17 protein-coding genes are annotated in these 26,611 nt (G+C 60.6%); 6 read left to right on the top strand and 11 right to left on the bottom strand.

Features of this window, described 5'->3' with window-relative positions; genetic code table 11:
• Nucleotides 1–15 precede the first annotated feature (15 nt).
• The 6 genes from MNODULE_RS06925 (at nt 16) to MNODULE_RS06900 (ending at nt 10,935) form a co-directional block, all read left to right on the top strand.
• Entirely contained in the window at nt 16–1,419 is a 1,404-nt protein-coding gene (locus tag MNODULE_RS06925; protein WP_168058709.1) for a neutral/alkaline non-lysosomal ceramidase N-terminal domain-containing protein, read from the top strand.
• The gene (locus MNODULE_RS06920; protein ID WP_168058708.1) at nt 1,416–2,768 is read left to right on the top strand and encodes a hypothetical protein; all 1,353 of its coding nucleotides are present in this window, start codon (nt 1,416–1,418) and stop codon (nt 2,766–2,768) included. Before MNODULE_RS06925 ends, MNODULE_RS06920 begins: the two co-directional genes overlap by 4 nt.
• An 8-nt stretch (nt 2,769–2,776) precedes the next feature.
• Nucleotides 2,777–3,850, top strand: coding sequence for an alpha/beta hydrolase family protein (locus tag MNODULE_RS06915; RefSeq protein WP_168058707.1), 1,074 nt, complete (start codon nt 2,777–2,779; stop codon nt 3,848–3,850).
• Nucleotides 3,851–3,994: 144 nt separating this feature from the next.
• Nucleotides 3,995–7,291, top strand: a complete 3,297-nt coding sequence (locus tag MNODULE_RS06910) for a GAF domain-containing protein (RefSeq protein ID WP_168058706.1) — start codon at nt 3,995–3,997, stop codon at nt 7,289–7,291.
• A 13-nt stretch (nt 7,292–7,304) separates the two neighbouring features.
• A complete protein-coding gene (locus tag MNODULE_RS06905; RefSeq protein WP_168058705.1) occupies nt 7,305–10,031 on the top strand; it encodes a PAS domain S-box protein in 2,727 nt (908 codons plus the stop codon).
• A gap of 103 nt (nt 10,032–10,134) precedes the next feature.
• Complete coding sequence (locus MNODULE_RS06900; protein ID WP_168058704.1) at nt 10,135–10,935, top strand: formylglycine-generating enzyme family protein; 801 nt, start codon at nt 10,135–10,137, stop codon at nt 10,933–10,935.
• Nucleotides 10,936–10,978: 43 nt separating this feature from the next.
• On the opposite strand, the gene MNODULE_RS06895 is transcribed toward MNODULE_RS06900, so the two are convergent.
• From MNODULE_RS06895 to dprA, 11 genes are all read right to left on the bottom strand, one after another.
• Nucleotides 10,979–12,985, bottom strand: coding sequence for a PAS domain-containing sensor histidine kinase (locus tag MNODULE_RS06895; protein WP_168058703.1), 2,007 nt, complete (start codon nt 12,983–12,985; stop codon nt 10,979–10,981).
• 5 nt (nt 12,986–12,990) lie between these two features.
• Nucleotides 12,991–14,154, bottom strand: coding sequence for an acyl-CoA dehydrogenase family protein (locus MNODULE_RS06890; protein ID WP_168058702.1), 1,164 nt, complete (start codon nt 14,152–14,154; stop codon nt 12,991–12,993).
• Between the two features lie 114 nt (nt 14,155–14,268).
• Nucleotides 14,269–17,250, bottom strand: coding sequence for an ATP-binding protein (locus MNODULE_RS06885; RefSeq protein ID WP_168058701.1), 2,982 nt, complete (start codon nt 17,248–17,250; stop codon nt 14,269–14,271).
• Nucleotides 17,251–17,449: 199 nt separating this feature from the next.
• Entirely contained in the window at nt 17,450–18,298 is an 849-nt protein-coding gene (argB, locus tag MNODULE_RS06880; protein WP_168058700.1) for an acetylglutamate kinase, read from the bottom strand.
• The gene (locus MNODULE_RS06875; protein ID WP_168058699.1) at nt 18,279–18,704 is read right to left on the bottom strand and encodes a hypothetical protein; all 426 of its coding nucleotides are present in this window, start codon (nt 18,702–18,704) and stop codon (nt 18,279–18,281) included. Before MNODULE_RS06875 ends, argB begins: the two co-directional genes overlap by 20 nt.
• Before the next feature lie 7 nt (nt 18,705–18,711).
• A complete protein-coding gene (gene hslU / locus MNODULE_RS06870) occupies nt 18,712–20,094 on the bottom strand; it encodes an ATP-dependent protease ATPase subunit HslU (protein WP_168058698.1) in 1,383 nt (460 codons plus the stop codon).
• 18 nt (nt 20,095–20,112) lie between these two features.
• Nucleotides 20,113–20,658, bottom strand: coding sequence for an ATP-dependent protease subunit HslV (hslV, locus tag MNODULE_RS06865; RefSeq protein WP_168058697.1), 546 nt, complete (start codon nt 20,656–20,658; stop codon nt 20,113–20,115).
• Nucleotides 20,659–20,661: 3 nt separating this feature from the next.
• The gene (xerC, locus tag MNODULE_RS06860) at nt 20,662–21,570 is read right to left on the bottom strand and encodes a tyrosine recombinase XerC (protein WP_168058696.1); all 909 of its coding nucleotides are present in this window, start codon (nt 21,568–21,570) and stop codon (nt 20,662–20,664) included.
• A complete protein-coding gene (gene trmFO, locus MNODULE_RS06855; RefSeq protein ID WP_168058695.1) occupies nt 21,528–22,967 on the bottom strand; it encodes a methylenetetrahydrofolate--tRNA-(uracil(54)-C(5))-methyltransferase (FADH(2)-oxidizing) TrmFO in 1,440 nt (479 codons plus the stop codon). The genes xerC and trmFO overlap by 43 nt, the downstream gene beginning before the upstream one ends.
• Before the next feature lie 118 nt (nt 22,968–23,085).
• Nucleotides 23,086–25,455: a type I DNA topoisomerase gene (topA, locus tag MNODULE_RS06850; RefSeq protein WP_238339230.1), complete on the bottom strand. Its 2,370-nt coding sequence runs from the start codon at nt 25,453–25,455 to the stop codon at nt 23,086–23,088.
• A 29-nt stretch (nt 25,456–25,484) separates the two neighbouring features.
• Nucleotides 25,485–26,567 carry a DNA-processing protein DprA gene (dprA, locus tag MNODULE_RS06845; RefSeq protein WP_168058694.1) on the bottom strand — a complete coding sequence of 361 codons (1,083 nt, stop codon included), beginning with the start codon at nt 26,565–26,567 and terminating at the stop codon, nt 25,485–25,487.
• Nucleotides 26,568–26,611 lie beyond the last annotated feature (44 nt).

Here is a 26,611-nt window from a genome sequence, read left to right as displayed (position 1 = left end):
GAGAGGAATCGCCCCATGAAAAAACGATCTCATCGAATCACCCTCATCCTCTTTCTCATCCTTCTCAACCTCACCCTTCTCTGGGGCTGCCTCGCAATCGAGGAGGTCCGGCTCGACCGGGCCGACTTCTATAAAGCGACCCTCTCCGAGATCGATCGGCTCGCCCCGCCCCGTCCGGAAACCGCTTCCCAACCGATCTTCCTTGCCGGCGCCGCCAAGATTCCCCTTCCCCTCTCCCCCGGCCTTCCGATGGCCGGCTACGGCAAGCGGGTCGGGACGGCGAAGGGGATGCATGATCTTCTCTTCGCCCGGGCGCTCGCCCTCCGGCAGGGGGAGGAGCGGGTGATCGTGATCTCGGTCGATCTTCTTGCCGTCACCGACGAGATGAGAGGGGCGGTCCTCCGGAAAATCCGGACGAAAATTCCCTTCCCCGCGCGTGGGCTGATGATCGCCGCCACCCATACCCACTCCGGTCCGGGGGCCTTGTCGAGCGGCTTTCTGGAACAGTTCGCCGCCGGCCCCTTCGACCGCTCTTATTTTGAAAAGATAACCGACACCCTCGCCGAGGCCGCCCTCCTCGCCGCCGGCGCGATGAAACCGGCCCGGATCCGCCACGGGGCGGCCTCGGCCCCCGACTTGATCCGCAATCGAATGAAGTCGTCGGGCCCGGTCGATCCCGAGGTCCGCTTTGTCGAAATGCTCGGAGAAGAGGGGGAGACGATCGCCACACTGGTCAACTTCTCCGCCCACGCAACGGTCCTCAAGCCGGACAATCTCCACTTCTCCGGCGACTACCCCGGCTTCCTGGAAGCGGCGATCGAAGAACAGGGGGGAGTGGCCCTCTTCACCGCAGGCTCGGTCGCCGACCAGACCGCCCACCCCCCCGAGGGATCGGACCGCTACGAACAGGCCCGGGCGATGGGACGGGAACTGGCCCGTCGGGTCGGCGAATCGCCGCGGATGACGCCCCAAGAAACGCGGGGGCTCTCCGTTCAGACCCTCTCCATTCACCTCCCGCCGGCGCGAGTCAAAATGAAATCGGGGAAGCGGCTCGCCTCCTTTCTCTCCTCCCCCTTCTTCGACGCCGAAACGATCGTCCAGACGATCCGGATCGGCCCCGTTCTCCTGATCGGGATTCCGGGCGACATAAGCGTGGTTTTGGGAGAAGAGATGAAAGCTTCCGCCCGCGCGCGGGGGATGGAAGCGATGATCGTCGGCTTCGCCAACGATTACATCGGCTATCTCCTTCCGCGCGACCTCTACCTCACCCCCGCTTACGAGGCGAGGATGTCATTTCACGGCCCGCAGATGGGAGAGTACCTGGTGGAGGTGGTCGCGCGCCTCATCGATCGGATCGATGCGCCGCCGTTTTCCGAAGAGGTGTCTTCGGAAGCGGCCGGCCGGGAGGTGTCGAAGTGAATAGGCGGCTTTTTCTCTCCGCGCTGCTGTTGGAGAGCGGCCTGCTGGCGCTGAACGCCTGCCGCCCCGCGGTCAGTCTGCCCTTTTTCCGGGACGATCCTTCCCTCCTTCCCCCCGCGCGGCCGGTTCTCCCGGACAAAGGGGTTTTGTTGGAGAAAGCGCTGGAGCACGAACGGCAGATGGGAGAACGGCACCTCTCCCTGGAGGGGCTGGTCCTCTACCGGGTGAGAGAAAAAGAGCCCCCGACGTTGAGTCTTGCCGACGCGGCGATCTGGACCGGCTGTTATGTCGCCGCCGAGGCTTTTCGATGGAAGGTCACCGGCGATCCGGAGGCCCGGCAGCGGCTCATGGCGTCGCTCAACGCGCTTCATCTCCTCCACCAGGTCACCGGAAAAAAGGGGCTCTTGGCGCGGGCCTTCCGAAGAGCCACCGCCCCGGCGCGGGGGGAAAAGGGAAGATGGCGCCAAGGGAAGAGACGGCATGAAGAATATCGCTGGATGGGAGACGTCAGCGTCGATCAGGTCGATGGGGTTTTCTTCGGCTACGCGGTCGCCTTCGATCTTCTCGACGAGCCGACCGTCCATAGAGAGACCGCCGAAACCGTCGCCGCCGTCGCCGACCATCTCCTCGAACATCAAATGCAGATCATCGGCCGCGACGGAAAGCGGACGAAGCACGGCGATCTGGGGGACGGTTTTTTCTCGGAAGACCTCAACGCCCTGATCGCGTTGATGATCATGAAGGTGGCCCACCACATCACGGCCGAGCCCCGATTCGCGGCGGCCTATCGCCGTCTGATCACCCGGAAAGAGTACCACCTCCGCGCCGCGGCGGCGCGGGACAAATGGTGGGAATACTTCGTCGGGACCAATCACTCAGACAACAATCTCGCCTTCCTCGCCTTTTACCCGCTGATGCAATTGGAGAAAGATCGGGCGCTCCGGCGGATCTATCGACGGGGGCTCCGGCGGGCGTGGGAGGTGGTTCGGGTCGAGGCGAATCCCCTCTTCACCTTCATCTATCGGGCCCTGACCGGCGCGGAGGAAGCGCGGGCATCGGCCCGCGCCGTCGAGACCCTCTTCCATTTTCCGGGTGTGAAGCGAAACGCGCCGGTCGATCAGAGCCGCCGCCGGGACCTCTGCCGTTCGATCTGGAGAGACCGCCTCGGGCGCCGTCAATCGTGCGCGCCGCTCCCGATTCAGGACCGTCCGGCCGATTCGTTCGAGTGGAAGGAAAATCCGTATCGTCTGAAAGGGGGAGGAGACGGGATGACCCGCTTCGCCGGGGTCGACTACCTCCTCCCCTATTGGATGGGACGATACCATCGTTTTTTGAACCCGCGCCAGTGAGGTGACGTATGCCCCCTTCGTTTAAAAACGTGATCTGCTACAGTCTCTCTCTCCTCCTCTTCGGCTGCGCCATCCTTCCCTCCGAAAATGTTGCGGACGGGGGATCTTCCCGAAAAGAGAACGCTTGCAGGGAAGATCGGCTGCAGCCTTTCCGAAAACCGCTCTCCCCCCTCCCCGCCTCCCCCGAGAGCGATCTTCACCTCATCTCGCAAGGGCGCGGCGGTAAAGAGCCCGGGCGATCGAACCGCCTTTCCATCATCCGACCCCATTTCGGAAAGGAAAGGGATCGGATCGCCTACACCGTTCGAAACCTCGCCTATCCCTCCGTCGAAGCCGGAAAGGAGGTCGGCGCCTATTTTTACCGCCCCTCGGGGCGGCCCCCCTTTCCCGCCGTGATCCTCCTTCCGATCACGAACGGAGACGCGATCACGGAGCACTTCGCCCGCTTCTTCGCCGAACGGCGGTTCGCCGTGCTGCAGTACACCACCCGCGGCAACTTCGCCGAAATCATCCCGCCCGATCAGAGCGGCCGCGCCGCCCTGAAACGCTTTCGGGATTATTTTCACGCCTACGTGATCGATGTTCTCCGCGGGATCGACTGGCTGGAGTCCCAATCGATCGTCAATCGATCGCAGATCGGCCTCTTCGGGATCAGCCAAGGGGCGATCGTCGGCAGCTTGGTGGCGGGGCTCGATCCGCGGATTCAGGCCGGCGTCTTCATTCTGGGAGGGGGGGGGCTCGCCGGCATTCTCTCCTCGACAGAGGAGAGAAGCCTCGCCCAGATCCGCAAACGAATTTTAAGCTCCGGAGAGTTTTCGAAAGAGTCCTTCCACCAAGAGGCGAGCGCGGCCTTCTCGCCGGTCGATCCGCTGACCTACGCCGGCTGCATCCGATCTTCCACCACCCTTCTGGTCGACGCCCGGTTCGACCGGGTGATTCTCCCCGTCTATGCGGAACAACTCTGGAAAAAGATGGGAAAACCGCCGCGCATCCAAATTCCGGCGGGCCACTATACCGCCGGGCTCTTCCTCCCCTACATCCGCTCCACGGCGCTCCGGCACTTTCAGTCTACGCTGGGATAATCGATCCCCACTTGCATCGTCCATCGTCATTTCCCTATAATGACGAAACCCCATTTTTATTCCGAATCTTAAGGTTCAGTCCCTATGAAGCAGCCTGCAGCCAGATGGATCTTGCCTCAACCCGGCGAGGAAAAGCGGGTCACCATGGCGAAAACGGCCGGTCTCCTCTATTTCTTTTCGACGGCCGTCGTCTGGACGACGCTCCACCTCTTCCCCCAATCGGATCAAAGCGTCCCCCGCGTTCTCGATCTGATCTGCCTGATCTCCGCCGTCACCGGCTGTTTCTTCCTCATGCTCGATTGGCGACGCCTCTCCATTCGCGTTTTTTATTTCACCACGGTGTTGACCCTCTTTTATATCGCCGGATTCGTTTTTTTCAGCGGCGGGGCCGCCAGCCCCTATGCTTTCTTATATTTTCTTGTGATCTTCTGGTCCTCTTTCTTTCTCTCCCGGAAAGAGAATCTCACCGTCATGATCGCCGCCTTCCTCTTCACGCTGCTCCCCTTCTCTTATGATCCGGCCGCCTTCTCTTCGAATACCATGACCCTGGAGGGGATTTATTCCTTTTTCTATTTCCCGATCGGCTGGATCATCAACTTCCTCTCCAGCCAAAAGGAGGAGGCCTATCAAAAAGAAAAAGCGACCTCCTTGGAGCGGGCGCGGTTCGCCTCCCATCTCGAAACGCTCCAGCAGATCAGCAGCCGTCTGACGGCCGAATCGGAACTGGATCGGCTCATCCAACTGATTCTCTTCGAGGGGTTGCGGCTCCTTGATTTCGAAGTGGCCGGTTTTTTGCTGTGGCGGAAGGGAGAGGAGGCCTTTGTCCTGCGCGGCGTTGCAAATCTCCCTCCGTCGTTGGTGGGACAGAAATTCCGAAGAGGAGAAGGGCTTGTCGGCCGCGTGGCGGAAGAAAAGAAGATTGTCCTCGTATACGATGATCCTTCGTTGAACAGTCCGATTGCGGAGATCGCCGCCCTTCAGTTGAAAACCTATATCGGAATCCCGATCTTCTGGAAGGGGGAGGTGATCGGCGCGTTCAACATGGCGACCTCTCAGCCGAACAAAACGGTCACCGACGCCGACCGGAAGCTCGGCGAAATGCTGGCGCAGCAGGCCGCGGTGGCGATCGAAAATACCCGGCTGTTCCAGCAATCGGTCGAGCAGGCGCGGCGGCAGGCGCTCCTCTACAAAGTGGTCAGCGCCGTTTCCTCCAACCTTCCCCCCCAGGAAATTCTCCATCGATTGGCCCAGATCGCGGCGGAGACGGTGCATGGGACCTTCTCTGTCCTACTATTAAAACAGGGGGAGGAGATCGTTCCGAAGGGGGCCTATCAGGTTCCGCCGGTCCAGATCCCCTTCTTCACCGAGGCGTTTAAAATCGCCACGGTGCAGGAGGAAAGCCCCGGCATCACTGCGATTCGCGAACGGCGGGTGGTCACGATCCCCGAGCTTCAATCCGAGCGGACGATTCCCCTCCCGCTGCGGGAAGAGGCGACCCGCTTCGGCTTTCTCTCGCTGGTGGCCGTCCCGCTCCTCTTCCAGGAGGAGAGCAGCGGCGCCCTGGTGGTCTATTCCGGCGAGGCCGGCGCTTTCCGGCCGCACGAAATTGAGATCCTCTCCGCGATCGCCTCGGAAGCGGCCACCGCCGTCCATTATCTGAAGTGGCTCGAAGAGCGCGACCGCCACCTGGCCCGGACCGAGGCGCTCCGGGAGATCGCTCAGGAGATCGGCGCCCAATCGAACTGGCTTGCGGTGCTCGATCTGGTGGTCCAACGGGGATGCTCCCTGATGGAGATGGAAAAAGGAGGGATCGTCCTGCAGGACCGGGACGGCGCTTCGTACGTCATGCAGGTCTCCGTCGGCCCCTCCTCTCCGGAGGCCGGCGAGCGGGTCGCGCCGGATGAGATGATCGGCCCGATCCTCCGGGAGAAGAAAAACATCACGATCGAAGATCACCCCGACTTCTTCGAAGCCCTCCCCCTCTTCCGCGGAAGGTCCGTTCAGTCGGCGATCGGAACGCCGATCCTGGTCAAAGGAGAAGCGGTCGGCGTCCTCTTTTTCCTCACGGCCCAACGGGGAAGAAGCCTGAGCCGCGAAGATGGAAAAACCATCGAGATCCTCGCGCGCTACGCGTCCATCGCCATCGAAAACGAGCGGCTTCACGCCGAGACGGCGGCGCTTCACGAGCGCTTCGCCCTCCTGACCAAAGAGATCAGCCTCAGCCGGAATCTCGATCAGGTCTTTTTCCACATCGCCGAGGGGCTCAAACGCCATGTTTCCTACAGCCGCCTCAGCATCGGCTTTCGGGATGAATCGCTCAAAGAGATCCAACTCCTCCGGATCGAGCAGCAGAATCGGATCGGGACCGCCCGGTGGCCGCAGGAGCAATCGGCCATCGATTGGGTCCTTGCGCATCAACGGCCGTTGATCCGCCCCGATCTCGGCGCCTCCCAAATTTATGTCGAGGATCGCTTTCTCTTTGAAGAAGGGATCCGCTCTTACGCCATCCTTCCGGTCGTGTTGAAGGGGGTGGTGATCGCCACGCTCAATCTCAAGAGCGACCGGCCCGGCGCCTACTCCGACACCCTGATCGAGTCGCTCCTCCCTTTTGCGAACCACCTCGCTCCCTTTATCGAGAACGCCCGGCTTTTTCAGGAGCTCACCCACAAAAAAAGGGAAGCGGAAGAGGCGAGCCGTCTGAAGACCGAGTTCCTCTCGAACGTGTCGCACGAGCTGCGGACCCCGTTGAACGCCGTCATCGGTTATACCCACCTGCTCCAGGACGAAATCTACGGCCCCCTGCGGGACCGTCAGAAGGAACCGTTGAGCAGCATCCGGCGGAACGCCGCATCGCTTTTATCGCTGATCAACAATCTGCTCGATCTCTCGAAGATCGAGGCGGGAAAGATCGAAGTGAACCTGGAGGAATTCGATCTGGAGGAGCTCTTGCAGGAGGTCTTCGAAAACGTCAAGCCGCTCCTGCACGAGAAGGCGGTCGAGGTCCACTGGCGTCTGGCCGGGCCGCTTGCTCCCCTTTGGAGCGATCCGCAGCGGGTCCGTCAGATCTTTCTGAATCTCTTCTCCAATGCCATTAAGTTTACCGACCGCGGATCGATCACCATCTCCGCGGCGAACCAATCGATGCCGAGGGGGATCGTTCTTTCGGTCGAAGATACCGGCATCGGGATGCGGGAGGAGGATCTCCCCTCCATCTTCGACCCCTTCCGGCAGGTGGACGGCTCCCTCACCCGGTCGGCTGAAGGAACCGGTCTCGGCCTGACGATCGTGAAGAAGGCGCTGAATCTGATCGAGGGAACAATCGAAGTCGAAAGCGCGTTCGGGAAAGGCTCTCGTTTCACCGTTTTCCTCCCCCACCTCGCAACAAAAAAGGATCAAAATCCTCAGAGCCGGCCTCGGCCCGGCCGAATCGCCACACAGTAACGAAGGAAGACCGTTGAATCCCAGGAAGAAAAAGCAGCCTTCCAGCCCTTCCGTTCATTATCACACCGGCGCGCAGCGCTTGCCTGATCCCGGCGAAGATCAAAACCATCCCGCCCTGGAGGCGGCGCAGCGGCGACTGACCTTTCTCTCCGAGGCGAGCGCGATCCTCTCTTCCTCGCTCGATTATCCGACCACCCTCGCCAGCGTCGCGCGCCTGGCGGTCCCCCTTCTCTCCGACTGGTGCGTCATTCACATGCTCGGCCCGGACGGCGTCCTCTCCCAACTCGCCACGGCCCACACCGATCCGTCCCGGGTCGAAATGGCCTGTTCGTTGAGCGAACGATGCCCGATCGGGATCAACCTGTCGAGCGGACCGGAACGGGCGCTGATGACCGGCCGATCGGAGCTCTACCCCCAGGTGACCGACGCCATGCTCCAGGCGGCCGCCCAGGACGACGTTCACCTTCGCGCCCTCCGTGAAATGGCGTTCAAATCGGCGATGGTGATCCCGCTCTGCGCCCGCGATCGAATTTTGGGGACCATTACCTTCCTCTCCGCGGAATCGGGCCGCCGATTCGGGCCCGCCGATCTCGCCTTCGCCGAGGCGCTGACCCACCGCGCCTCGCTGGCGGTCGACAACGCCCTTCTTTACGAGGCCGAGCAGACCGCGCGCGCCGAGGCGGAAGGCGCCCGGCAGCGCCTCACCTTTCTCTCCGAAGCGAGCATGGTCCTCTCGGCGTCGCTCGACTACGAAACCACGCTGAAGCGGGTCGCCCGCCTCGCCGTCCCCCGGTTCGCCGACTGCTGCATCGTCGATATTCTGGAAAAGGATGGGTCGATCCGCCGGCTGGCCGTGGCCCACGTCGATCAAACGCGGGAGGCGCAGATCGGCGAAATCCGGCGGCGATATCCGCACGACATGAACGCGCCGCACGGCATCCCGAAGGTCCTCCGGACCGGCGAGCCGAAATTCTTCCCCGAGGTCACCGAGGAGGTCTTGGCCCAGTTCGCCGGCGCCCATGCCGAATTGATGGAGATCCTGCGCGGGCTCTCCCTCCAATCGGGCATCTGCGCCCCGCTTTTGGGCCGGGAGCGGGCGATGGGGGTCCTCTCGCTCTGGATGGCCGATTCGAACCGCCGCTACCGGGAATCGGAACTCCCCTTCGCGGTGGAGCTGGCGCGCCGCGCCGCCCTGGCGGTCGACAACGCCCGGCTCTATCAGAAAGCGCAGGAAGAGCTGGCGGAGCGGAAACGGGCGGAGGAAAAGGTCCGCTTTCAGGCCCACCTCCTCGACGTGATCGGCCAGGCGGTCATCGCCACCGATTCGCGCGGAGGGATTATTTACTGGAACCATTTCGCCGAGAAGCTTTACGGATGGTCGTCCGAGGAGGCGTTCGGCCGGGACGTGCTGGAAATCATGGCCGCTCCCGCTTCTGGGGAGAAAGCGGCCGAGATCATGGCGGAGCTGCGGCAGGGCAAAACCTGGAGCGGTGAATTCGCCGTTCGGCGCCGGGACGGAACGACCTTCACGGCGATGGTCACCGACTCCCCGGTGTACGACCAGGAGGGGCGGATCATCGGAATCATCGGCGTCTCTTTCGACCTCACCGAGAGAAAACAGGCGGAGGGGGCGTTGAGGCGAAGCGAGGAGAAGAACCGCGCCCTCTTGAACGCCATCCCGGACATGATGTTTCAGCTTCGGCGGGACGGGACCATCCTTGATTTTAAAAAAGCGAAGAATATCGAGCCGCTGGTTCCGCCGGGCGAATTCCTCGGAAAGAACCTCGCTGACATTCTCCCGCCCGAAGTCGCCGGTCCGACCCTGCGCCATATTGCGCAGGCTTTAAAAACAGGAGAAGTGCAGATTTTTGAATACCCCCTCTGGATCAACGGGGAGCCCCGCGACTACGAGGCGCGGATCGCCGTGAGCGGGAAGGAAGAGGTTCTGGCCGTCATCCGCGACATCACCCAGCGCAAGCGGGCCGAAAAAGAGCTACAGCAAAAGAAGATCGAGGCGGAAGAGGCCAATCGGTTGAAGTCGGAGTTCGTCTCGAACGTCTCCCACGAGCTTCGGACCCCGCTCAACGCGATCATCGGCTACACCTCGCTCCTCCTCCATCGGACTTTCGGAGAGATCGGCCCGCGGCAAGAAGAGGCCCTCCTGAGCATTCATCGAAACGCCCGCGCTCATTTGGGCCTCATCAACAATCTGCTCGACCTCTCGAGGATCGAGGCGGGAAAGATGTCGGTTCTTCCGGAGACGATCGATTTAAAGCATTTTCTCCCCGCTCTTTTCGACGAGATCAAGCCGCTGATGGAAGCAAAACCGATTGAGGTCCTCTGGAAGATCGGAAAGCAGCTCCGGCCCCTTCAAAGCGACCCTCAAAAAATCAGGCAGATTTTTTTGAACCTCCTTTCCAATGCCATCAAATTCACCGAAGCGGGATCGATCACGATCTCGGTGACCGCCGCCCCCCGGCGGAAGGGCCTCTATCTTTCGGTGGAGGATACCGGCATGGGGATAAAAGAAGAAGACCTTCCCACCATCTTCGATCCGTTCCGGCAAATCGACGGATCGCTGACCCGGCACATCGGCGGCACCGGCCTCGGCCTAACGATCGTAAAAAAAGCGATCGAGCTGATCGAGGGAAAAATCGCGGTCCAGAGCACTTATGGAAAGGGGTCGGTGTTTAGGGTGTACTTGCCGAACCTTGAAGGGAGAGAGGGGGATAAGGAATAGATGAACACGGGGTAGCCGATAAGTTTCTACCCCCTATCCCCCTACCCCCTTTTCTTATCCGTCCCCCTTGACCCTCTCCGGCAAAATCTCTATAATCCCCGCCATGGTTCAGCTTGTTTTTCCCGCCATCGTCTTTATTGGGATGATCTTATCGAGTTGTTTTCTCCGGGTTCCGCCCCCTCCCCCCGAGATGGTCGCCGTCCCCGCCGGGGAGTTCATTCGGGGAAGCGACAAGGTCGATGCCGACCGCCAGGGGCAAGAGTTCGGCTCTGCAAAACCGTGGTATCTCGACGAGCACCCGCAGCACAAGATGCACCTTCCCGCATTTTATATCGACCGCTACGAAATCACCAACGCCCAATACAAAACCTTCATCGACGCCACCCGATCGCGCCCCCCGGTCTCTTTCTTTATCCGGAGCGTTCCGCCGGGGCGGGAGAACCATCCGGTGACCGACGTCAACTGGCACGATGCCGACCGCTACTGCAAATGGGCCGGAAAACGCCTGCCGACCGAGGCGGAGTGGGAAAAAGCGGCGCGGGGGACCGACGGAAGGGAGTTTCCGTGGGGGAACGAGTACGATAACAAAAAACTGAACGCGGGGGACTCCGGTTTCGGGGATATCGTGCCGATCGGCTCTTTCACGGCGGGCGCCAGCCCCTATGGGGCGATGGACATGTCGGGGAACGTCTGGGAGTGGACCGCCGACTGGTATCAACCCTATCCCGGCTCCGACTACAAACACCCCAACTTCGGAGAGAAGCAGAAAGTGTTCCGGGGAGGGGGATGGGGGGGACAGGGGCATTTCTCTCTGCCGCTTTTTTATCGGACCGCCTACCGCTCGTCGATCCCGCCGGAGGAGGCCTACGCCGATCTCGGATTTCGCTGCGCGAAATCGCCGTAGGATGTTCAGTGCCACAGGTCGGGAAAACGGAGCGCGAGAACAGCTATTCAGGGGCAATCCGATATGGCAGAGAGACGGTAAAGGTGGAGCCCTTCCCCACCTCGCTCTCAACTCGGATCTCCCCGCCGAGCAGGCCGATCAACTCCTTCACGATCGTCAACCCCAGCCCCACCCCACCGAACGTACGGATGGAAGAACCGTCCACCTGATGAAACGGATTGAAGATGTTGTCGCGCTCTTCGTCGGGGATACCGATGCCGGTGTCCTCAACGGCCACTTCAATCCCCTCCGTTTGAGGCCGTTTGTTGATATGGACCGTAATCCCTCCTTGCCTGGTAAATTTTACGGCATTTGACAATAGATTGCTCAGGATCTGGCGGATCTTGCCGGCGTCCGACTCGATTGTCGGCAACCCCTCCGAGATTTTTAATTCCACAATGAGCGATTTTTTTTCGAAAAGAGGTCGAATGTCGGCGATGATTTCCTCGACCAAAGGTCGAATTCTCACCGGCCCGCGATCGATCGATAATTTTCCTGCTTCAATTCTGGATAAGTCGAGAATATCATTGATCAGTTTGAGCAGATCTTTCGCATTCCGTTCCACTGCTTCCAGCGCTTCCTTCGACTTCGAACCCAAGGCGCCATAGACTCCATCGATGAGGAGGCTGTTATACCCGATGATCGCGTTTAAAGGGGTCCTCAGTTCATGAGAGACATTCGATAGGAATTGGGACTTTAATCGGTTCGCCTCTTCGGCCTCCGCCGTCTTTTCCTTCAACGCTTCTTCTACCCGCCGACGCTCGGCCAGTTCCATTTGCGCCTCCCGATAGAGACGGGCATGATCGACCGCGAACGCGGCGCGACGCGCCAACTCCCTGGCCAAGACAACATCCGAAGGCCGATAGCGTCGCCCCGGTTCGGTCAGGCCGAGGCTCAGGGCCCCGAGGGTGCGCCCGCGCGCGATCAGCGGCACAGCAAGATGAGAGCGAAGATCGAGCCTTCGAATCAGATCGAAATGGGCCGTGTCCCGGGTATGGGCTGCGACCACCGCTTCATCGACCTCCTCTAACAGCTCCGGCTCCCCGGTCGCAATGGCCCTCGCCGCCGGCTGGGGAGAATCCGAGTCGGGAGGATAACGACGCTGTAATTCTTTCAAAAGGATTTCTTTTTCCGGATCGTGATGCACCACCGCCACCCGGCGGATCTGCCGTTCCTCGCAGAGATCGACAATGCAGAAGTCGGCAAGGTATGGCACCGCCAGGCGCGCCAGACCGAGAAGAGTGGTCTCATAATCGATCGAACTCGCCAGCGCCGCCGCGCGAAGCTCGACCCACTGGCGGGTACCCTCTTCTCTCTCTCTTTCTATAATTTCATAGGGGATCTTTTTTGGGGCGGAGAGACCTTCCTCGATTAATCGGCGCCATTTCTGCTGCTCGCGCTCCGGAAAGAGGGGAGCCATGGACCGGCCCAACATCTCCCGTTCGCTCTTTCCGAAAATCTCTCCTGCCTTGGGATTCCAGGCGAGAACACACCCTGCGTCATCCACAGCGACGACACCGATCGGCGCATGATCGAGCAGACGCCCGAGGTATTGCGCCGCCTGGGCCTGGAACGGTGAAGGGATGGCCGCCGCTGCATTCATCGCGCGAACCGTCGCACGATACTCCCGGCGCTGTTGTGTTCGGGTGACGGCCTCCGCGACCGCCGCTCCGAGAGAACGCGCTTCTTCGAGCGGGTGGCAGCAGACCTCTTCCCCGATGAAAAGGGCAAATTGCAGGGCATGCACGATCTGCGGATGGCGGTCCGGCGGACTTAAAACAACCACGCTCAGATCGGGATCGAGTAGGTGCGCCTGTTGGGCGACCTGCACCGGCTGTTCGAGATGGGGCCCCAGGACGACGCCGTCCATCGCCGCCGCATTTTCCTCCAATTGAAAGACCGCTTCTTGCGCGGTGGACGCCTCGCGAAACAACGTCTCGCGCGTATGCGGGTCCGAGGAGAGAAAGGACTTGGTTTCGGAATCGACCTGGACTAAAAGAACACTCCCCATTCCGGCTAATCTCCCAACAGCGGCTGACCGAGCAGGGCGCGTCCCACCCAGATCCTTAGATTATCGGTGGTGGGCGCCATGACATGGGCAGCACGCGCGTCGCGGAGGCAGCGCTGGAGGATCGATCCTTCTCGATAGGCGATTCCCCCCGCCAGGGTCATCGCTTCGTTCGCCACATGGACGGCGCAGTCGGCCACCTCGGCTTTCGCGGAGCAGAGCGCCGGCAAAACATCGGCGCTCCCCGCGTCCCCCTGGGATGCAGCATGGTAGATCAGCCGGCGGGTCCGCTCCACCTCCGCCCATAAGGCGCCGAATCGGTGCTGGATCAGCGTTTGCTGGCCGAGGGTGGCGCCGCTGTGGGCCTGGCGGCGTCGGGTAAGGTGGGCCTTTATCTCTTCCAGCGCCGCGGCCGCGATCCCTATGTAGGTTCCGGCCATCGCCATCAGAAAATGGGGGGCGATCACCGTAAAGAGATACCAGATCTCCTCCCCTTCGTTTCCGAGAAGGTCACGACGGGGCACTTCAACGTTCTTCATTTCGACCGTCCGGGACGCATTTCCACGCATTCCCACCCCCTTCCACGACTCCTGCCAGATCATCCCGGGCGCCTGCCCCGGGAGGACGACGCAAGAGAACTGACCGGGTGGGGCGTTCGGGGAGGCGGCGACGGTGGAGATCACGTAAGAGTCGGCATGTCCGCCGTTGGTCACGAACGATTTGACGCCGCTCACCTGAAAGAGATCGGAAGAGATCTCGGCCAGGCGGGTCTGGGGGATATAAAACTGGCTGCCGGTCCCCGGCTCGCTCAGTGCCAGCGTCGTGAGATGCCTTCCTTCATTGATTGGAATCAGATACCGCTCTTTTTGATCAGCGGTCGCCTTGGCGGCCAAGACGGCAGACCCTACGTGGTGCATCCCGAAACACATGGCGGTCGATCCGCACACTCGGCCGAGCGTTTCACACACCCTGGCCAGCGCGAAAAGCCCCTGGCCCAGCCCGCCGCTCTCCCGCGGGATGACCAGTCCGCCGAGGCCCGCCTGTTGCAGCGCCCGCAGATTCGCCTCCGGCCAGCGTCCCTCCCGATCGACCGCCTCGGCCGACGGGGCAACGACCTCTCGGGCGATCTCCTCGGTCCGTCTTAAAATCTCACTCAAATCCAGCAGCGGCATCCCCACTCCTCTTCATTTGATTGGATTCTGCAGAGAGAACGGAAAATTCCTCCGCCCCGGTCCTCTCTCACCCGCGAGTCGATACAAAGAGAGCTACGAGAAGGGGAAAAGAGATCAACCGGGTCCGATTCGCTTCGGCCGATACGGCAGGAAAACGGTAAAGGTGGAACCCTTTCCAATCTCGCTGGCGACGCGGACCTCGCCCTGCAGCAAGCCGACCAGCTCTTTGACAATGGTCAACCCCAAGCCGCTTCCTCCGAAGGCGCGGCTCTCTTCCACTTGATAGAAGCGCTCGAAGATCTTCGGCAAGAGGTCCGGTTCGATCCCCATCCCGGTGTCGCTCACGGCGATCTCCACCCCCCCTTCTTCGGGAAGCTCTCCGACCTCGATCTTCACCCCCCCTTCATTCGTAAATTTGACCGCATTGGAGATCAGGTTGGTGATGATCTGCTTGATCTTGGCGGCGTCGGATTCAATATCGGGCAGGTTTTCCGGAATGCGGGATTGAAGGGAGAGCGATCTCATTTCCAGAAGGGGTTTCATCTCGATGGTGATCGCTTCAATGATGGAGGAGAGACGAACGGAGGAAAGCTCCACCGACATCTTCCCTGAATCGATTCTGGCGAGATCGAGCACGTCATTAATCAATCTTAACAATTCGCGGACATTTCTCTGAATGCCGTCCAGCGGCGTCTTTTGACTGTCGGCCACGGGGCCGTAGGTCTCGCTCATAAGAAGATAAATGTAACCGACGATGGCGTTGAGCGGCGTCCGTAGATCATGGGAGACGCTCGAGAAGAATTGAGATTTGAACCGGTTCGCCTCCTCCGCCTCCAGACGCAATTGCTGCTCGCTTCGAAGGGTCTCGCGTCGAAGACGGGCCAGCTCCAGATGCGCGCCCACCCGCGCCGTCAGCTCGCGCGCGGAGAAGGGCTTCACCAGGTAGTCGTCGGCCCCCGCCTCCAGCCCCTCCACGCGCGACTCTTCGCCGGCCCGGGCGGAGAGGAGGATGATCGGTATTTCCCGCGTCCGCGGGTCGGCCCGCAGCGCTTGCAGCAGCTCGAAGCCGTTCATCTCCGGCATCATTACATCGGTCAAGACCAGATCAGGCGCTCGTTCTCGGGCGGCGGCGAGGGCGGCGGCGCCGTCTTGAACCGCCTCAATCGTCCAATGCCGGGAGAGGATTCGCTCCACATACTCCCGCATGTCGGCGTTGTCATCGGCAAGCAGAATCCGGGCCGACCGCGAAGTCCCGCTGAGCGCCGCTTCTTCACTCCGCACTCCGGAATGGGCGCTCTGCGCTTCCGGGAGCCAACGGAGCGCCTCTTCCACATAGGGGGCGGCGCCGGTCGCCGTCGAAACCTGCGTTCGGGTTCGGCCGATCCGATCGGCCGGAAGATGCGCCGCGCCGGACGGAAGGGTCACCGTGAAAGTGGTCCCCCGGTTGACCTCACTCTCCACACCGATCGTACCGCCGTGCAGCCGGACCAGCTCCTGCACCAGCGCCAGCCCGATGCCGGAGCCCTCATGCGTCCGGGCGCGCGCCCCTTTGACCCGATGGAAGCGCTCGAAGAGATGCGGCAGCTCCTCTTTCGGAATGCCGGTGCCGGTATCCCGCACCCTTAATTCCACCCGATCCTCCGCCCAGCGCAGCGCCACCTCGATCTCCCCTTCGAAGGTGAATTTAAACGCATTCGAGAGGAGATTCAGCACGATCTTCTCCCACATCTCCCGATCGACATAAATCGGCTCCGGCAGCGGCGGAGTATCGACGACGAAGCGAAGACCGGCCTTTTCGATCGCCGAGCGAAAAACACTCGCCAGATCGGCCGTCAGAGAGGCGAGATCGGTCGGCTCATAGACTGACTGAATGCGGCCGGCCTCGATCCGAGAGAAGTCGAGCAAGGTGTTCACCAACTTCAAAAGGCGCAACGCGTTGCGATGGAGGAGTTCCACCCGCTCGCGCTGCTCCGGCGGGAGGGGTCTTTCCTTGTCGGAGAGGGCCTCTTCGATCGGTCCGAGCATCAACGTGAGCGGGGTGCGAAACTCATGGCTGACATTGCTGAAGAAGGCGGTCTTCGCCCGATCCAGCTCGGCAAGCGCTTCGGCCCGTTTGCGCTCTTCTTCCAGCGCCTTCGCGGTGGAAACCGCCTTGGAAATCTGAGCCGCGAGAAGATGAAGGAGGTCGCGGTGATCCTCTTCGCGACCGACACGTGGAGGGAGGCCGGCGATGAGTAGGCCTTCCACCGATGCGCCGGCCGTGATCGGCAGGACAAGCATCCTCTCGGAGGCCGACGACGCCGAGACGGCGTCGAGCAGCCGACTCTCTTCGGCCAGCCTTGTCTCACAAACGCGCAGGAGGGATGCGGCCCACGCATTGCCGTCCCGGAGGTCGAGTTCGCGCGCCTCCTCGCGCGGCTCGATGCCATAGGAAGCGACCAGGCGGGCCTTCTCTTTTCCGTTCAGAAGGAAGAGCAGCGCGTACGGCAGATCGGTGCGGTTCTCCGATGCCATCGCCTGCAAGGCGGCTTGGCAGACCGCTTCTACCGATTCGGCCGACGCGGTGCGCAAGCCGACCTCACGCAACGTCCACAAACGGCGCTCACCGATGACGCGCCGGGTGGTCTCCACCACGATGGCCAACACGCCGGCGGGTTTTCCGCTCTCGTCGATAACCGGACTATAATCGAGGTTCATCCAGACATCTTCGGCGCCGCCGCTGCGGTAGAGGATCAGGTGCTGGTCGCGGTAGGCGAGCGTCCCGCCCGAGAGGCCGACCTTCATGACGTTGGCATTGAAGTCGGCCACCTCGGGCCAGCCCTCCAGCACCTTCGAGCCGAGAAGGCGCGGATGCCGGCCGCCCGCAAAACCGGAGTAGGCGTCATTGTAGATCATCACGCCCTCTTCACCCCAGAGCATGACGATCGGAACCGGCGATTGCAGCAGGATGTTGACCGCCGTCCGCAGGCTCTGCGGCCACGCCTCTCTCGGTCCAAGGCTCGTCCTGGACCAGTCGAATGCGCGGATGAGCGCGCCCAGTTCACCCCCTCCGATCAACCACTCGTCGGACAGAGGTCGATCCGGTTTATGAGTCATTGGACCAATGACAAAAAGCTCCTTAAAATGCAGGCCCCAGGGGTCTTCATCAGTCGAGAAAGCAAATGAATAACATCTTTATTAGATTAAGGAATCGGGAGACCAAATGCAAGTGTTCAGCCCGCAAACAGGTCGGCAGGAAAACGGTGAGGGTCGAACGGGTGAATTTCGACATTGGAGTCGGCCGGAGAATCGCTCTTTAGGCGATGATCTCCGTCCCAACCCCCTGATCGGTGAAGATCTCCAGCAGGAGCGCATGCGGAACGCGGCCGTCGATGATATGCGCCTTTTGGACCCCCCCTTCGACGGCGGAGAGGGCCGCCTCGACCTTCGGGAGCATCCCTTTGCTGATGGTTCCTTTTTTGATGAGCTTCTGGACCTCTTTTCGGGAGAGGGTCGGAAGGAGCTTGCCTTTGTCGTCTAAAATTCCGGGGACATCGGTCAGGATGAGAAGCTTCTCGGCGGAGAGGGCCGAGGCGACCTTGCCGGCGGCGAGGTCGGCGTTGATATTGTAACTCCGTCCCTCCTCATCGGCGCCGACGGGGGAGATCACCGGGATAAACCGTCCCCCCTCCAACGTCTTGATGATCTGCGGATCGATCGTCTTTACGTCGCCGACCTGCCCCATCTCTTCTTCCCCCTTCATCGGCTTCGCCTGAATCAGCGCGCCGTCTTTTCCGGTCAGGCCGACCCCCTTGCCGCCGTGTTGATTGATGAGAGAGACGATCTCTTTATTGATCGTTCCTCCCAGCACCATCTCGACGATCTCCATCGTCTCGGCATCGGTCACCCGGACCCCTTTGACGAACTTCGGCTCTTTTCCGAGCCGCTTCATCATCCCCGAGATCTGCGGGCCGCCGCCGTGGACGATCACCGGATTCATCCCGACATATTTCATCAACACGACATCTTCGGCGAACCGGATCTTGAGCGCTTTTTCGGTCATCGCCGCCCCGCCGTATTTAATGACAATCGTCTTTCCGAAGAAGGCGCGGATATACGGAAGCGCCTCGACGAGAATTTGGGCTTTATCTTGGAGATTGCTCATCGAGCTTGACCCTTTCCATAAAAACGGCGAGGAGGGAATCGATATCCTCCGCCGAAAAAACCTGATACGACTCCTGGTGCTTGACCACCGTTTCCCGATGGCGCTCCTTCTCCTCTTCGCTCAGATGGCTTAAATCGATCCAGCCGATCCCCTCTTTCCGGGCGACCTCTCCGATGGTTTGGAGCGCCTCGGCGGTGGCGCTTCGGAGGACCAGCCAGATCCAGACGATCTTTTTTCGAACGGAGAAGGCAAGCACAAACTCCCTGAAAGTGCTCTCGAAGGGGGAGAGGAAATAGAGATGGCGGATGCAGCCGCGCAGCGAATCGAGCCGCTCCGGGGCGTTCTCCGCGATGAGGATGACGGGGATATTCTTTTGGGGCCTGGATCGGGGTTGAGAGGTCGCCATCTCCTACCTAGAGAATATACCGGCTGAGATCTTCATCTTTTACGATATCCTGCATCCTCTCCCGGACCATTTTCGCATCGATGACGACCTTCTTTTCGGTCATCTCCGGCGCCTCGAACGAGACCTGGTCGAGCAGCCGCTCCATAATGGTGAAAAGCCGCCGCGCGCCGATGTTTTCGGTCCGCTCGTTGACGCTGACCGCGGTCGCGGCGATCTCTTCGATTCCGTCCCGGGTAAACTCAAGATGAATCCCCTCGGTCCCCATCAGGGCGACATATTGCCGGGTGAGGGCGTTTTGCGGCTCGGTCAAGATCCGGACGAAATCGTCCTTTCCGAGCGAGGTCAATTCGACCCGGATCGGGAACCGCCCCTGCAGCTCGGGGATCAGATCGGACGGCTTGGCGGTATGAAAGGCGCCGGCGGCGATGAAGAGGATATGGTCGGTCTTCACCACCCCGTATTTGGTGTTGACGGTCGACCCTTCGACGATCGGGAGCAGATCGCGCTGGACCCCTTCTCGGGAAACGTCGGGGCCGGCCCCTTTTTCACGGCTGGCCACTTTGTCGATCTCGTCGATAAAAATGATCCCGGCGTTTTCGGCCCGCTGAACCGCATCCCGGGTCACCTCGTCCATGTCGATCAACTTTTGCGACTCCTCCTGGCCGAGGAGCGCGAGGGCCTCCGGCACCTTGACCCGCCGTCTCTTCTTCCGCCCCGGCATCATGTTGCCGAGCATCTCGCGCAGATTCATCTCCAGATCTTCCATGCCGACGTTCGAGATCACCCCGACCGGCGGGAAGTTTTTATCCTTCACCTCCAGCTCCACCGCCCGCTCGTTGAGCTTTCCCTCGCGCAGCTGCTGGCGCAGCTTTTCACGGCTCTGCTCGTACGACTCGGAGTAGACGGGGACCGGTTCCCGCGTCTCGCTGAAGATGCCCGGGGCCTGTGTCGTCGTCGGGGGGGGAAGCAGGAGATCGAGCAGCCGCTCTTCCGCCAGCTTCGCCGCCTTCTCCTTCACCGTCTCGGCATGTTGCGCCTTGACCATGTTGATCGACAGCTCCACCAGATCGCGCACCATCGACTCGACGTCGCGGCCGACATAGCCGACCTCGGTAAACTTCGAGGCCTCGACCTTGACAAAAGGAGCGCCCGCCAGCTTCGCCAATCGGCGCGAGATCTCCGTCTTCCCAACGCCCGTCGGGCCGATCATGATGATGTTTTTCGGGAGGACCTCATCCCGCAATTCCGGCGGGAGGTGCTGGCGGCGCCAGCGGTTGCGCAAGGCGATCGCCACCATCCGCTTCGCCTCGCGCTGGCCGATGATATACCGGTCGAGCTCCTCCACGATCTTCCGCGGAATCAAATGGCCGTATTCCTCATTAAATGTCATTTTCGAGTAAGACTCCTTTTATAACTCTTCAATAATAACTTCTCGATTCGTATAAATGCAAATATCGCCGGCGATCGCCATCGACCGCTCGACAATGCCGCGGGCATCAAGAGGGGAGGCCGCAATCAGCGCCCGTGCCGCCGCCAGGGCGTAGGGGCCGCCCGATCCGATCGACAAAATCCCATCGTCGGGCTCCACCACGTCGCCGGTGCCGGTGATAATCAGCGAGTGCTCCCGGTCGGCCACCGCCAAAAAGGCCTCCAGCCGCCGGAGAATCCGATCGGTCCGCCAATCTTTGGCCAGCTCGACCGCCGCGCGGGTGAGATTGCCGTGGTACTGCTCCAGCTTTCCCTCGAACCGCTCCACCAACGTGAAGGCGTCGGCCGTCGCACCCGCGAAACCGGCGAGGATCGAATTATTATAGATCCGCCGGATCTTCTTGGCATTGTGCTTCATCACCGTCTGGCCGAACGTCACCTGGCCGTCTCCGCCCATCGCCACCCGTCCGTCCTTGCGGACGGAGAGAATCGTGGTCGATCGGACCTTGTTTTCTTCACCTGTCACGCTTTACTCCTTACTCCCAATACCATTCCCGTCTCCCCTCGGATGAGCCCGATCATACACCTGCATCAGATGGTCGACCTGAAGGTGCGTATACCGCTGTGTCGTCGAGAGGCTCGCGTGCCCCAGCATCTCCTGGACCGACCGCAGATCGGCCCCTCCTTCGAGCAGATGGGTTGCAAACGTATGCCGCAGGCCATGGGGAACCATGTTCGGTTGATCGATCCGGCGGACATACTTTTTGACGATCCGATCGACGCTTCGCACCGTCAGCCGCCCTCCCCGCGTATTGTTGAAAAGCGCCTCCGCCGAAAAAGGCCTTGCGGTTAAATAGGCGCGGAGCGCGTCGATCGCTTTCTGCCCGATCGGAACGATCCGCTCCTTCCGTCCCTTGCCGAAGACCTTCACCATCCCCGAATCGAAATCGATATCGTCGGGATTCAATCCGACCAGCTCCGAGATCCGGATTCCGGTCGAATAAAAGGTCTCCAGGATCGCCCGATCCCGCTGGACGGTCCATCCCTCTCCGGAGGGGGTGGTCATCAAGGCCTGCGCCTGATCGACAGTGAGAAACTTCGGCAGCCGTTTCTCCAGCTTGGGGCGAAGGACCCGCTTCGCGGGGTTCAACGAAAGCCGCCCCTCACGGACCAGATATTGAAAAAAGGAGCGAAGGACGGCGAGCTTCCGGGCGATCGTCGGCTTCTTCGCCCCCCGCTTCTGGAGCGCGGCCAGATAGCCGCGGATCATCAGATGGTCGATCGACTCAAGAGAAGGCGCTTTCGACTCCTTCTCCGGCGCGCCAACAAGAAACGCCTTAAATGCCGCCAAATCGGAGAGATAATTCCGATAGGTGTGGGGAGAGACGTTTTCCTCTATCTGGAGATATCGGGCAAAATCGTCGATTGCGCGATCCATTGAGAGAGCTCTCCAAGGGCTCGTTCGACCACCTTCTGGTGGCGAAGCTGTTTGTTCATCTTTTTATGTGGGGGCCCGTCCGGTGCAGCGGCTCCTCCGATGCCCCCACGCCCCTCGCTCGCGCTGGCGGAGCCGGTCGCCCGCTTTCCCTTCCCGAAGTCGTTCTCTTTTTCATCGAGCGGCGGGAAGAGACCGAAATTGGTATTGATCGGCTGGAAGAAGGCCGGGTGGCTCTGCGTGATGTATTGGATGAGGGCTCCGTGCGCCGTCGTCTTCGGCGGAATGACGGTCTTCTCACCGTGAAGCAGTCGCGCCGCGTTGATTCCGGCCAGCCCCCCCATCGCCGCCGATTCGACATACCCTTCCACCCCGACCACCTGGCCCGCCATGAAGAGCCCCGGCCGCGTTCGGATCTGGAGGGTCTCGGAAAGAAGGCGAGGGGAGTTGATGAAGGTATTCCGATGGAGGCTTCCGAGCCTTAAGAACTCCGCCTGCGCCAGCCCCGGGATCATCCGGAAGATCCGCTTCTGCTCCGGCCACTTCAGCTTGGTCTGGAAGCCGACCATGTTATAGCAGCTTCCGAACTGGTTCTCCGCTCGCAGCTGAACGACGGCGAACGGCTCCTTCCCGGTCTTGGGATTCACCAGGCCGACCGGCTTCATCGGACCGAAGACCGGGGTCAGCCGTCCCCGCTCCGCCAAGACCTCAATTGGAAGACATCCCTCAAAATAAGGGACCTTCTCAAACTCTTTCGCCTCTACTTTTTCGCCCGACATCAATGCATCATAAAAGGCATTATATTGCGCCTCATCCATCGGACAGTTGAGGTAGTCGTCTCCCCCCTTGTCGTAGCGGGAGGCGCGAAAGGTAATCTCGTCGTTGATGCTCTCCGCGTCGATGATCGGAGAGATGGCATCAAAGAAGTAGAGGTAGTCGGACCGGGTCAGATTTCGAAGCGACTCTCCCAATGCGTCGGAGGTCAGCGGGCCGGTCGCCATGATGACGACCCCATCGGTCGGGATCTCCTTCACCTCTTCGTGCAAAAGGGTAATTTTAGGGTGATTCCGGATCGCCTCCATGATCTGCTGCGAGAAGATCTCCCGATCGACCGCCAGCGCCGCCCCGGCGGGAACACGCGCCGCCTCGCCGGCCCGGATAATCAACGACCCAAGCCGTCGCATCTCTTCTTTCAAAAGCCCGGGGGCGCTGTTCGGATCGAGCGAGCCGAGCGAGTTGCTGCAGACCAGCTCTGCAAGATTTCCGGTTTTATGCGCCGGGGTCGGACGGACCGGCCGCATCTCGTAGAGGACGACGGAAACCCCTCGCTGCGCCGCCTGCCAAGCCGCTTCGGAACCGGCCAGGCCTCCGCCGATGACGATTAGTTTTTTTTCAGACATGATTGACCCTGTAATGCCTTCCTTAAATCGTAGGGGCACGACATGTCGTGCCCCTACATGAATTCGAAATGATGATCTGTATTGAATTTATTATTCTAAGGGAAGGAGCGCGATAAAATCAACCGGCATCTTCGAAGCCGCACCCCTCGTTTCGGCAGACCACCTTCATCCCGCCCCCCTGTTCGCGACGCTCGATGAGGAAGGGGGCTTTACATTCCGGACAGGCCCGGGGAACAGGACGCTCCCAGAGGGCAAAAGTACATTTGGGATAGCGATTGCAGGCGAAAAAGTTCTTTCCCCGCCGGGTTCGCTTTTCGATGAGGGCCCCGCCGCACCCCTCTTCGGGGCAGGCGACGCCGGTGCTGATCGGCTTGGTATTCTCACACTCGGGATAACCGGAGCAGGCCATGAATCGGCCGAAGCGGCCGTTTTTGATCACCATCGGCTTGCCGCATTTTTCACAGACCTCGTTGGTGGCGGTCTCTTTCTCCACCACCTCGATTCCATTGGCCGTCTCGGCAAACTCCTTGGTGTTCTTGCAGTCGGGATAGCCGGAGCAGGCGATGAATCGGCCGAAGCGGCCCCATTTAATCACCATCGGCTTGCCGCACTTTTCACAGGTGAGGTCGGTCGGCGTCTCTTCCCGCTTCACATCCCGCATTTCGACCTGCGCCCGATTAAACTCTTTGCTGAACGGCTCGTAGAACCCGCGGACCGTCGCGACCCACTCTTTTTCTCCGTCTTCGATTCCATCGAGCTCATTTTCCATCTGGGCGGTGAACTCGACATTCACCACATCGGGAAAATGCTGGATCAGAAGCTCATTGACGACCTTCCCCAACTCGGTCGGATAGAAGCGGGCCTCCCGCTTCTCGACATATTTTCGATCCTGAATGGTCGAGATGATCGCAGCATAGGTGCTGGGTCGCCCAATCCCTTTCTCTTCCAGATCGTGGATCAGCAGGGCCTCGTTGTAACGGGGGGGAGGCTGCGTAAAGTGCTGTTTCGGATCGAGCGATTGGAGGGTCAGGCGCTGCCCGACAGTCAGCTCCGGCAGGATCACCGCTTCTTCGGAGGTATCTTCCGTCTCTTCCCCCTCCTTTTTCTCCTGCGGAATCCCTTCTTCTTTCCCTTCCATATAGACGATGGAGAAGCCGGCGAATTTAATGATCGCTCCGGAGGCCCGCAGCAGGAAATCCCCCGCAGTGATGTCGATCCGGGTCACGTCGAAGACAGCCGGGGTCATCTGGCTGGCTACAAACCGGTTCCAGATCAATTTATAGAGGAGGTATTGGTCCCTCGTCAGATCGGCTTTGAGCTGTTCGGGATCACGCGCAAGCGAGGTCGGACGGATCGCCTCATGCCCCTCCTGCGCCCCCTTCTTGCTTTTATAAACCGGGGCCGCCTCCGGAACATACTCGTTTCCATATTTTCCACGAATCCACGCCGCCGTCTCCTGCTGAAAGTCGGGCGAGACACGGACCGAGTCGGTCCGCATATAGGTGATCAAACCGACCGCCCCTTCCGCCTGGGTCTCGACCCCTTCATAGAGTTGTTGCGCCAGCATCATCGTCTTTTTCGGGGTGAAATGAAGCTTGCGCACCGCCTCCTGCTGCAACCGGCTGGTGGTAAAGGGAGGGGTCGGGTTTCGCTTCCGCTCCTTTTTCTCGATCTTGGAGACGACAAAGGGAAGGGGACGGAGCGCTTCGAGGACCGCCTGCGCATCGGCCTCATTTCCCATCTCAATCGCCTCCCCTCCGCGCTGGATCAACCGGGCGACGAACGGAGGGGGATTCGGTCCCAGCAGCTTCGCCGTGATGCTCCAATATTCTACCGGAACGAAGGCGAGGACCTCCGCCTCCCGCTCGCAGATCAGACGGACCGCCACCGACTGGACCCGGCCTGCGGAGAGACCGCGGCGGACCTTTTCCCAGAGGAGCGGACTGATCCGATAACCGACGATCCGGTCCAAGACCCGGCGCGCCTGCTGGGCATTGACCCGCTTCATGTCGATGTTGCCGGGCGACTGCATCGCCCGCTGGATCGCCTTTTCGGTAATTTCGTTGAAAAGGACCCGGTAGACATCGCCGTTGCGCGATTTCAGTTCTTGGGCGATATGCCAGGCGATCGCCTCCCCTTCCCGGTCGGGGTCGGGGGCCAGATAGATCTTATCGGCTTCCTTCGCCGCCTTTTTGATTTCGGAGAGGACCTTCGCTTTTCCCTTGATGACGGTGTACTCCGGCTCAAAGTCATGATCGATATCGATGCCGAACTTCGACTTGGGGAGGTCTTTTACATGCCCGACCGAGGCCATCACGGAAAACTGCTTTCCCAAATATTTCGAGATCGTCTTCGCCTTCGAAGGGGACTCCACAATCACGAGCGACTTCGTCCGTGTGGCCGTCTTTTTCCCCCGGGCACCGGCGGTCGTCCCTTTCCCTGGGCCACTCTTCCCCGATTCCTTTTTCTTTTTAACTGCTTTGGCCAATAACGCCTCCGTTTTCCTCTTTTGTTCTTCTATATTCTAACATAAAACTTTCCGGTGAGTTGGCGGGCGATTCCCCTCAGCTCCAACGCCAGGAGTAAACCGGAGACGGCAGCGGTCGACAGCGCGCTTTCATGGATCAGCTGATCGATGTGCTTCGGCTCGAAACCCAAGAGATCATAAAGCTTTTTTTCCTCACCCTCCAGCACAGGGGCAAAGGCCGATTCTCTTGGAACCTTCCTTACCTGAGGGAGAATCTCTTCCAAGAGATCTTCCACCCGTTCCACCAGTTTAGCCCCCGATCGGATCAGATGGTGGGTCCCTGCCGTGGTCTCGGAGAGGATCGATCCCGGAACAGCGAAGACCTCTCTTCCCTGATCGAGGGCACACCGGGCGGTGATCAGCGATCCGCTCTCCAGGGTCGCTTCGACGACAAGACAGCCGAGCGACAACCCGCTGATCACCCGGTTTCGCTGAGGGAAGTGGTGCGCCTCCGGCAAGGCCCCCAGCGGGAATTCGGAAAGGATGAGTCCCTGCTCCGATATTTCCTTATAGAGGCGACGGTGCTCGGGGGGATAGATCCGATCGATTCCCGTGCCGAGGACCGCGATCGTTCTCGCCCCCGCCGCCAGCGCCGCGTGATGGGCCAACGCGTCGATCCCTCTCGCAAAACCGCTGACGATCGTCACCCCCTGCTCCGCCAACTCCCGGCTGAGCCGTTCAGCCACGGTCTTCCCATAGTGACTCGCCCGCCGGCTCCCGACCACCGCCACCGGATAGGGATTGGCGGTTTGAGGGTCTCCTTTCACATAGAGAAACGGGGGAGGATCATAGATCGCCGCAAGCAGCGGCGGATAATCGGGATCTTGAAGGGAGAGGAGCGTCACCCCCAACGCATCGAGCTTCTCAATCTCACGGTCCACCTGATCGAACGCGGCAAAGCTGCAGATCGCCTTTGCAAGGTCGAGGGAAACCCCGGCCACCGTCTGAAGCGCCTCTTCACCTGCGGCGAAGACTGCGTCGGGCGTCTTGAATCTGTCGAGCAGCCGCCGATAGAGGACGTTCCCAACACCGGTCACCCGCTTCAAGGCCAACCAAGATCGATAGCGTTCCATCCCCCCTCGCCGGAAATGGGGGTTCATTATACAGAAGATCGGGG

It is taken from the genome of Candidatus Manganitrophus noduliformans (assembly GCF_012184425.1).
In the GTDB taxonomy this organism is placed as follows: Bacteria; Nitrospirota; Nitrospiria; order SBBL01; family Manganitrophaceae; genus Manganitrophus; species Manganitrophus noduliformans.
This window is presented reverse-complemented; position numbering and strand designations above follow the sequence as displayed.

What these genes read in the sequence shown, in the direction of transcription:
- MNODULE_RS06915 (WP_168058707.1), top strand. Translation starts at nt 2,777, where the DNA reads ATGCCCCCTTCGTTTAAAAACGTGATCTGCTACAGTCTCTCTCTCCTC.
- MNODULE_RS06900 (WP_168058704.1), top strand. Translation starts at nt 10,135, where the DNA reads ATGGTTCAGCTTGTTTTTCCCGCCATCGTCTTTATTGGGATGATCTTA.
- MNODULE_RS06910 (WP_168058706.1), top strand. Translation starts at nt 3,995, where the DNA reads ATGGCGAAAACGGCCGGTCTCCTCTATTTCTTTTCGACGGCCGTCGTC.
- dprA (WP_168058694.1), bottom strand. Translation starts at nt 26,567, where the DNA reads ATGGAACGCTATCGATCTTGGTTGGCCTTGAAGCGGGTGACCGGTGTT.
- MNODULE_RS06885 (WP_168058701.1), bottom strand. Translation starts at nt 17,250, where the DNA reads ATGACTCATAAACCGGATCGACCTCTGTCCGACGAGTGGTTGATCGGA.
- trmFO (WP_168058695.1), bottom strand. Translation starts at nt 22,967, where the DNA reads ATGTCTGAAAAAAAACTAATCGTCATCGGCGGAGGCCTGGCCGGTTCC.
- argB (WP_168058700.1), bottom strand. Translation starts at nt 18,298, where the DNA reads ATGAGCAATCTCCAAGATAAAGCCCAAATTCTCGTCGAGGCGCTTCCG.
- MNODULE_RS06895 (WP_168058703.1), bottom strand. Translation starts at nt 12,985, where the DNA reads ATGGGGAGTGTTCTTTTAGTCCAGGTCGATTCCGAAACCAAGTCCTTT.
- xerC (WP_168058696.1), bottom strand. Translation starts at nt 21,570, where the DNA reads ATGGATCGCGCAATCGACGATTTTGCCCGATATCTCCAGATAGAGGAA.
- MNODULE_RS06890 (WP_168058702.1), bottom strand. Translation starts at nt 14,154, where the DNA reads ATGCCGCTGCTGGATTTGAGTGAGATTTTAAGACGGACCGAGGAGATC.
- MNODULE_RS06925 (WP_168058709.1), top strand. Translation starts at nt 16, where the DNA reads ATGAAAAAACGATCTCATCGAATCACCCTCATCCTCTTTCTCATCCTT.
- hslU (WP_168058698.1), bottom strand. Translation starts at nt 20,094, where the DNA reads ATGACATTTAATGAGGAATACGGCCATTTGATTCCGCGGAAGATCGTG.
- MNODULE_RS06875 (WP_168058699.1), bottom strand. Translation starts at nt 18,704, where the DNA reads ATGGCGACCTCTCAACCCCGATCCAGGCCCCAAAAGAATATCCCCGTC.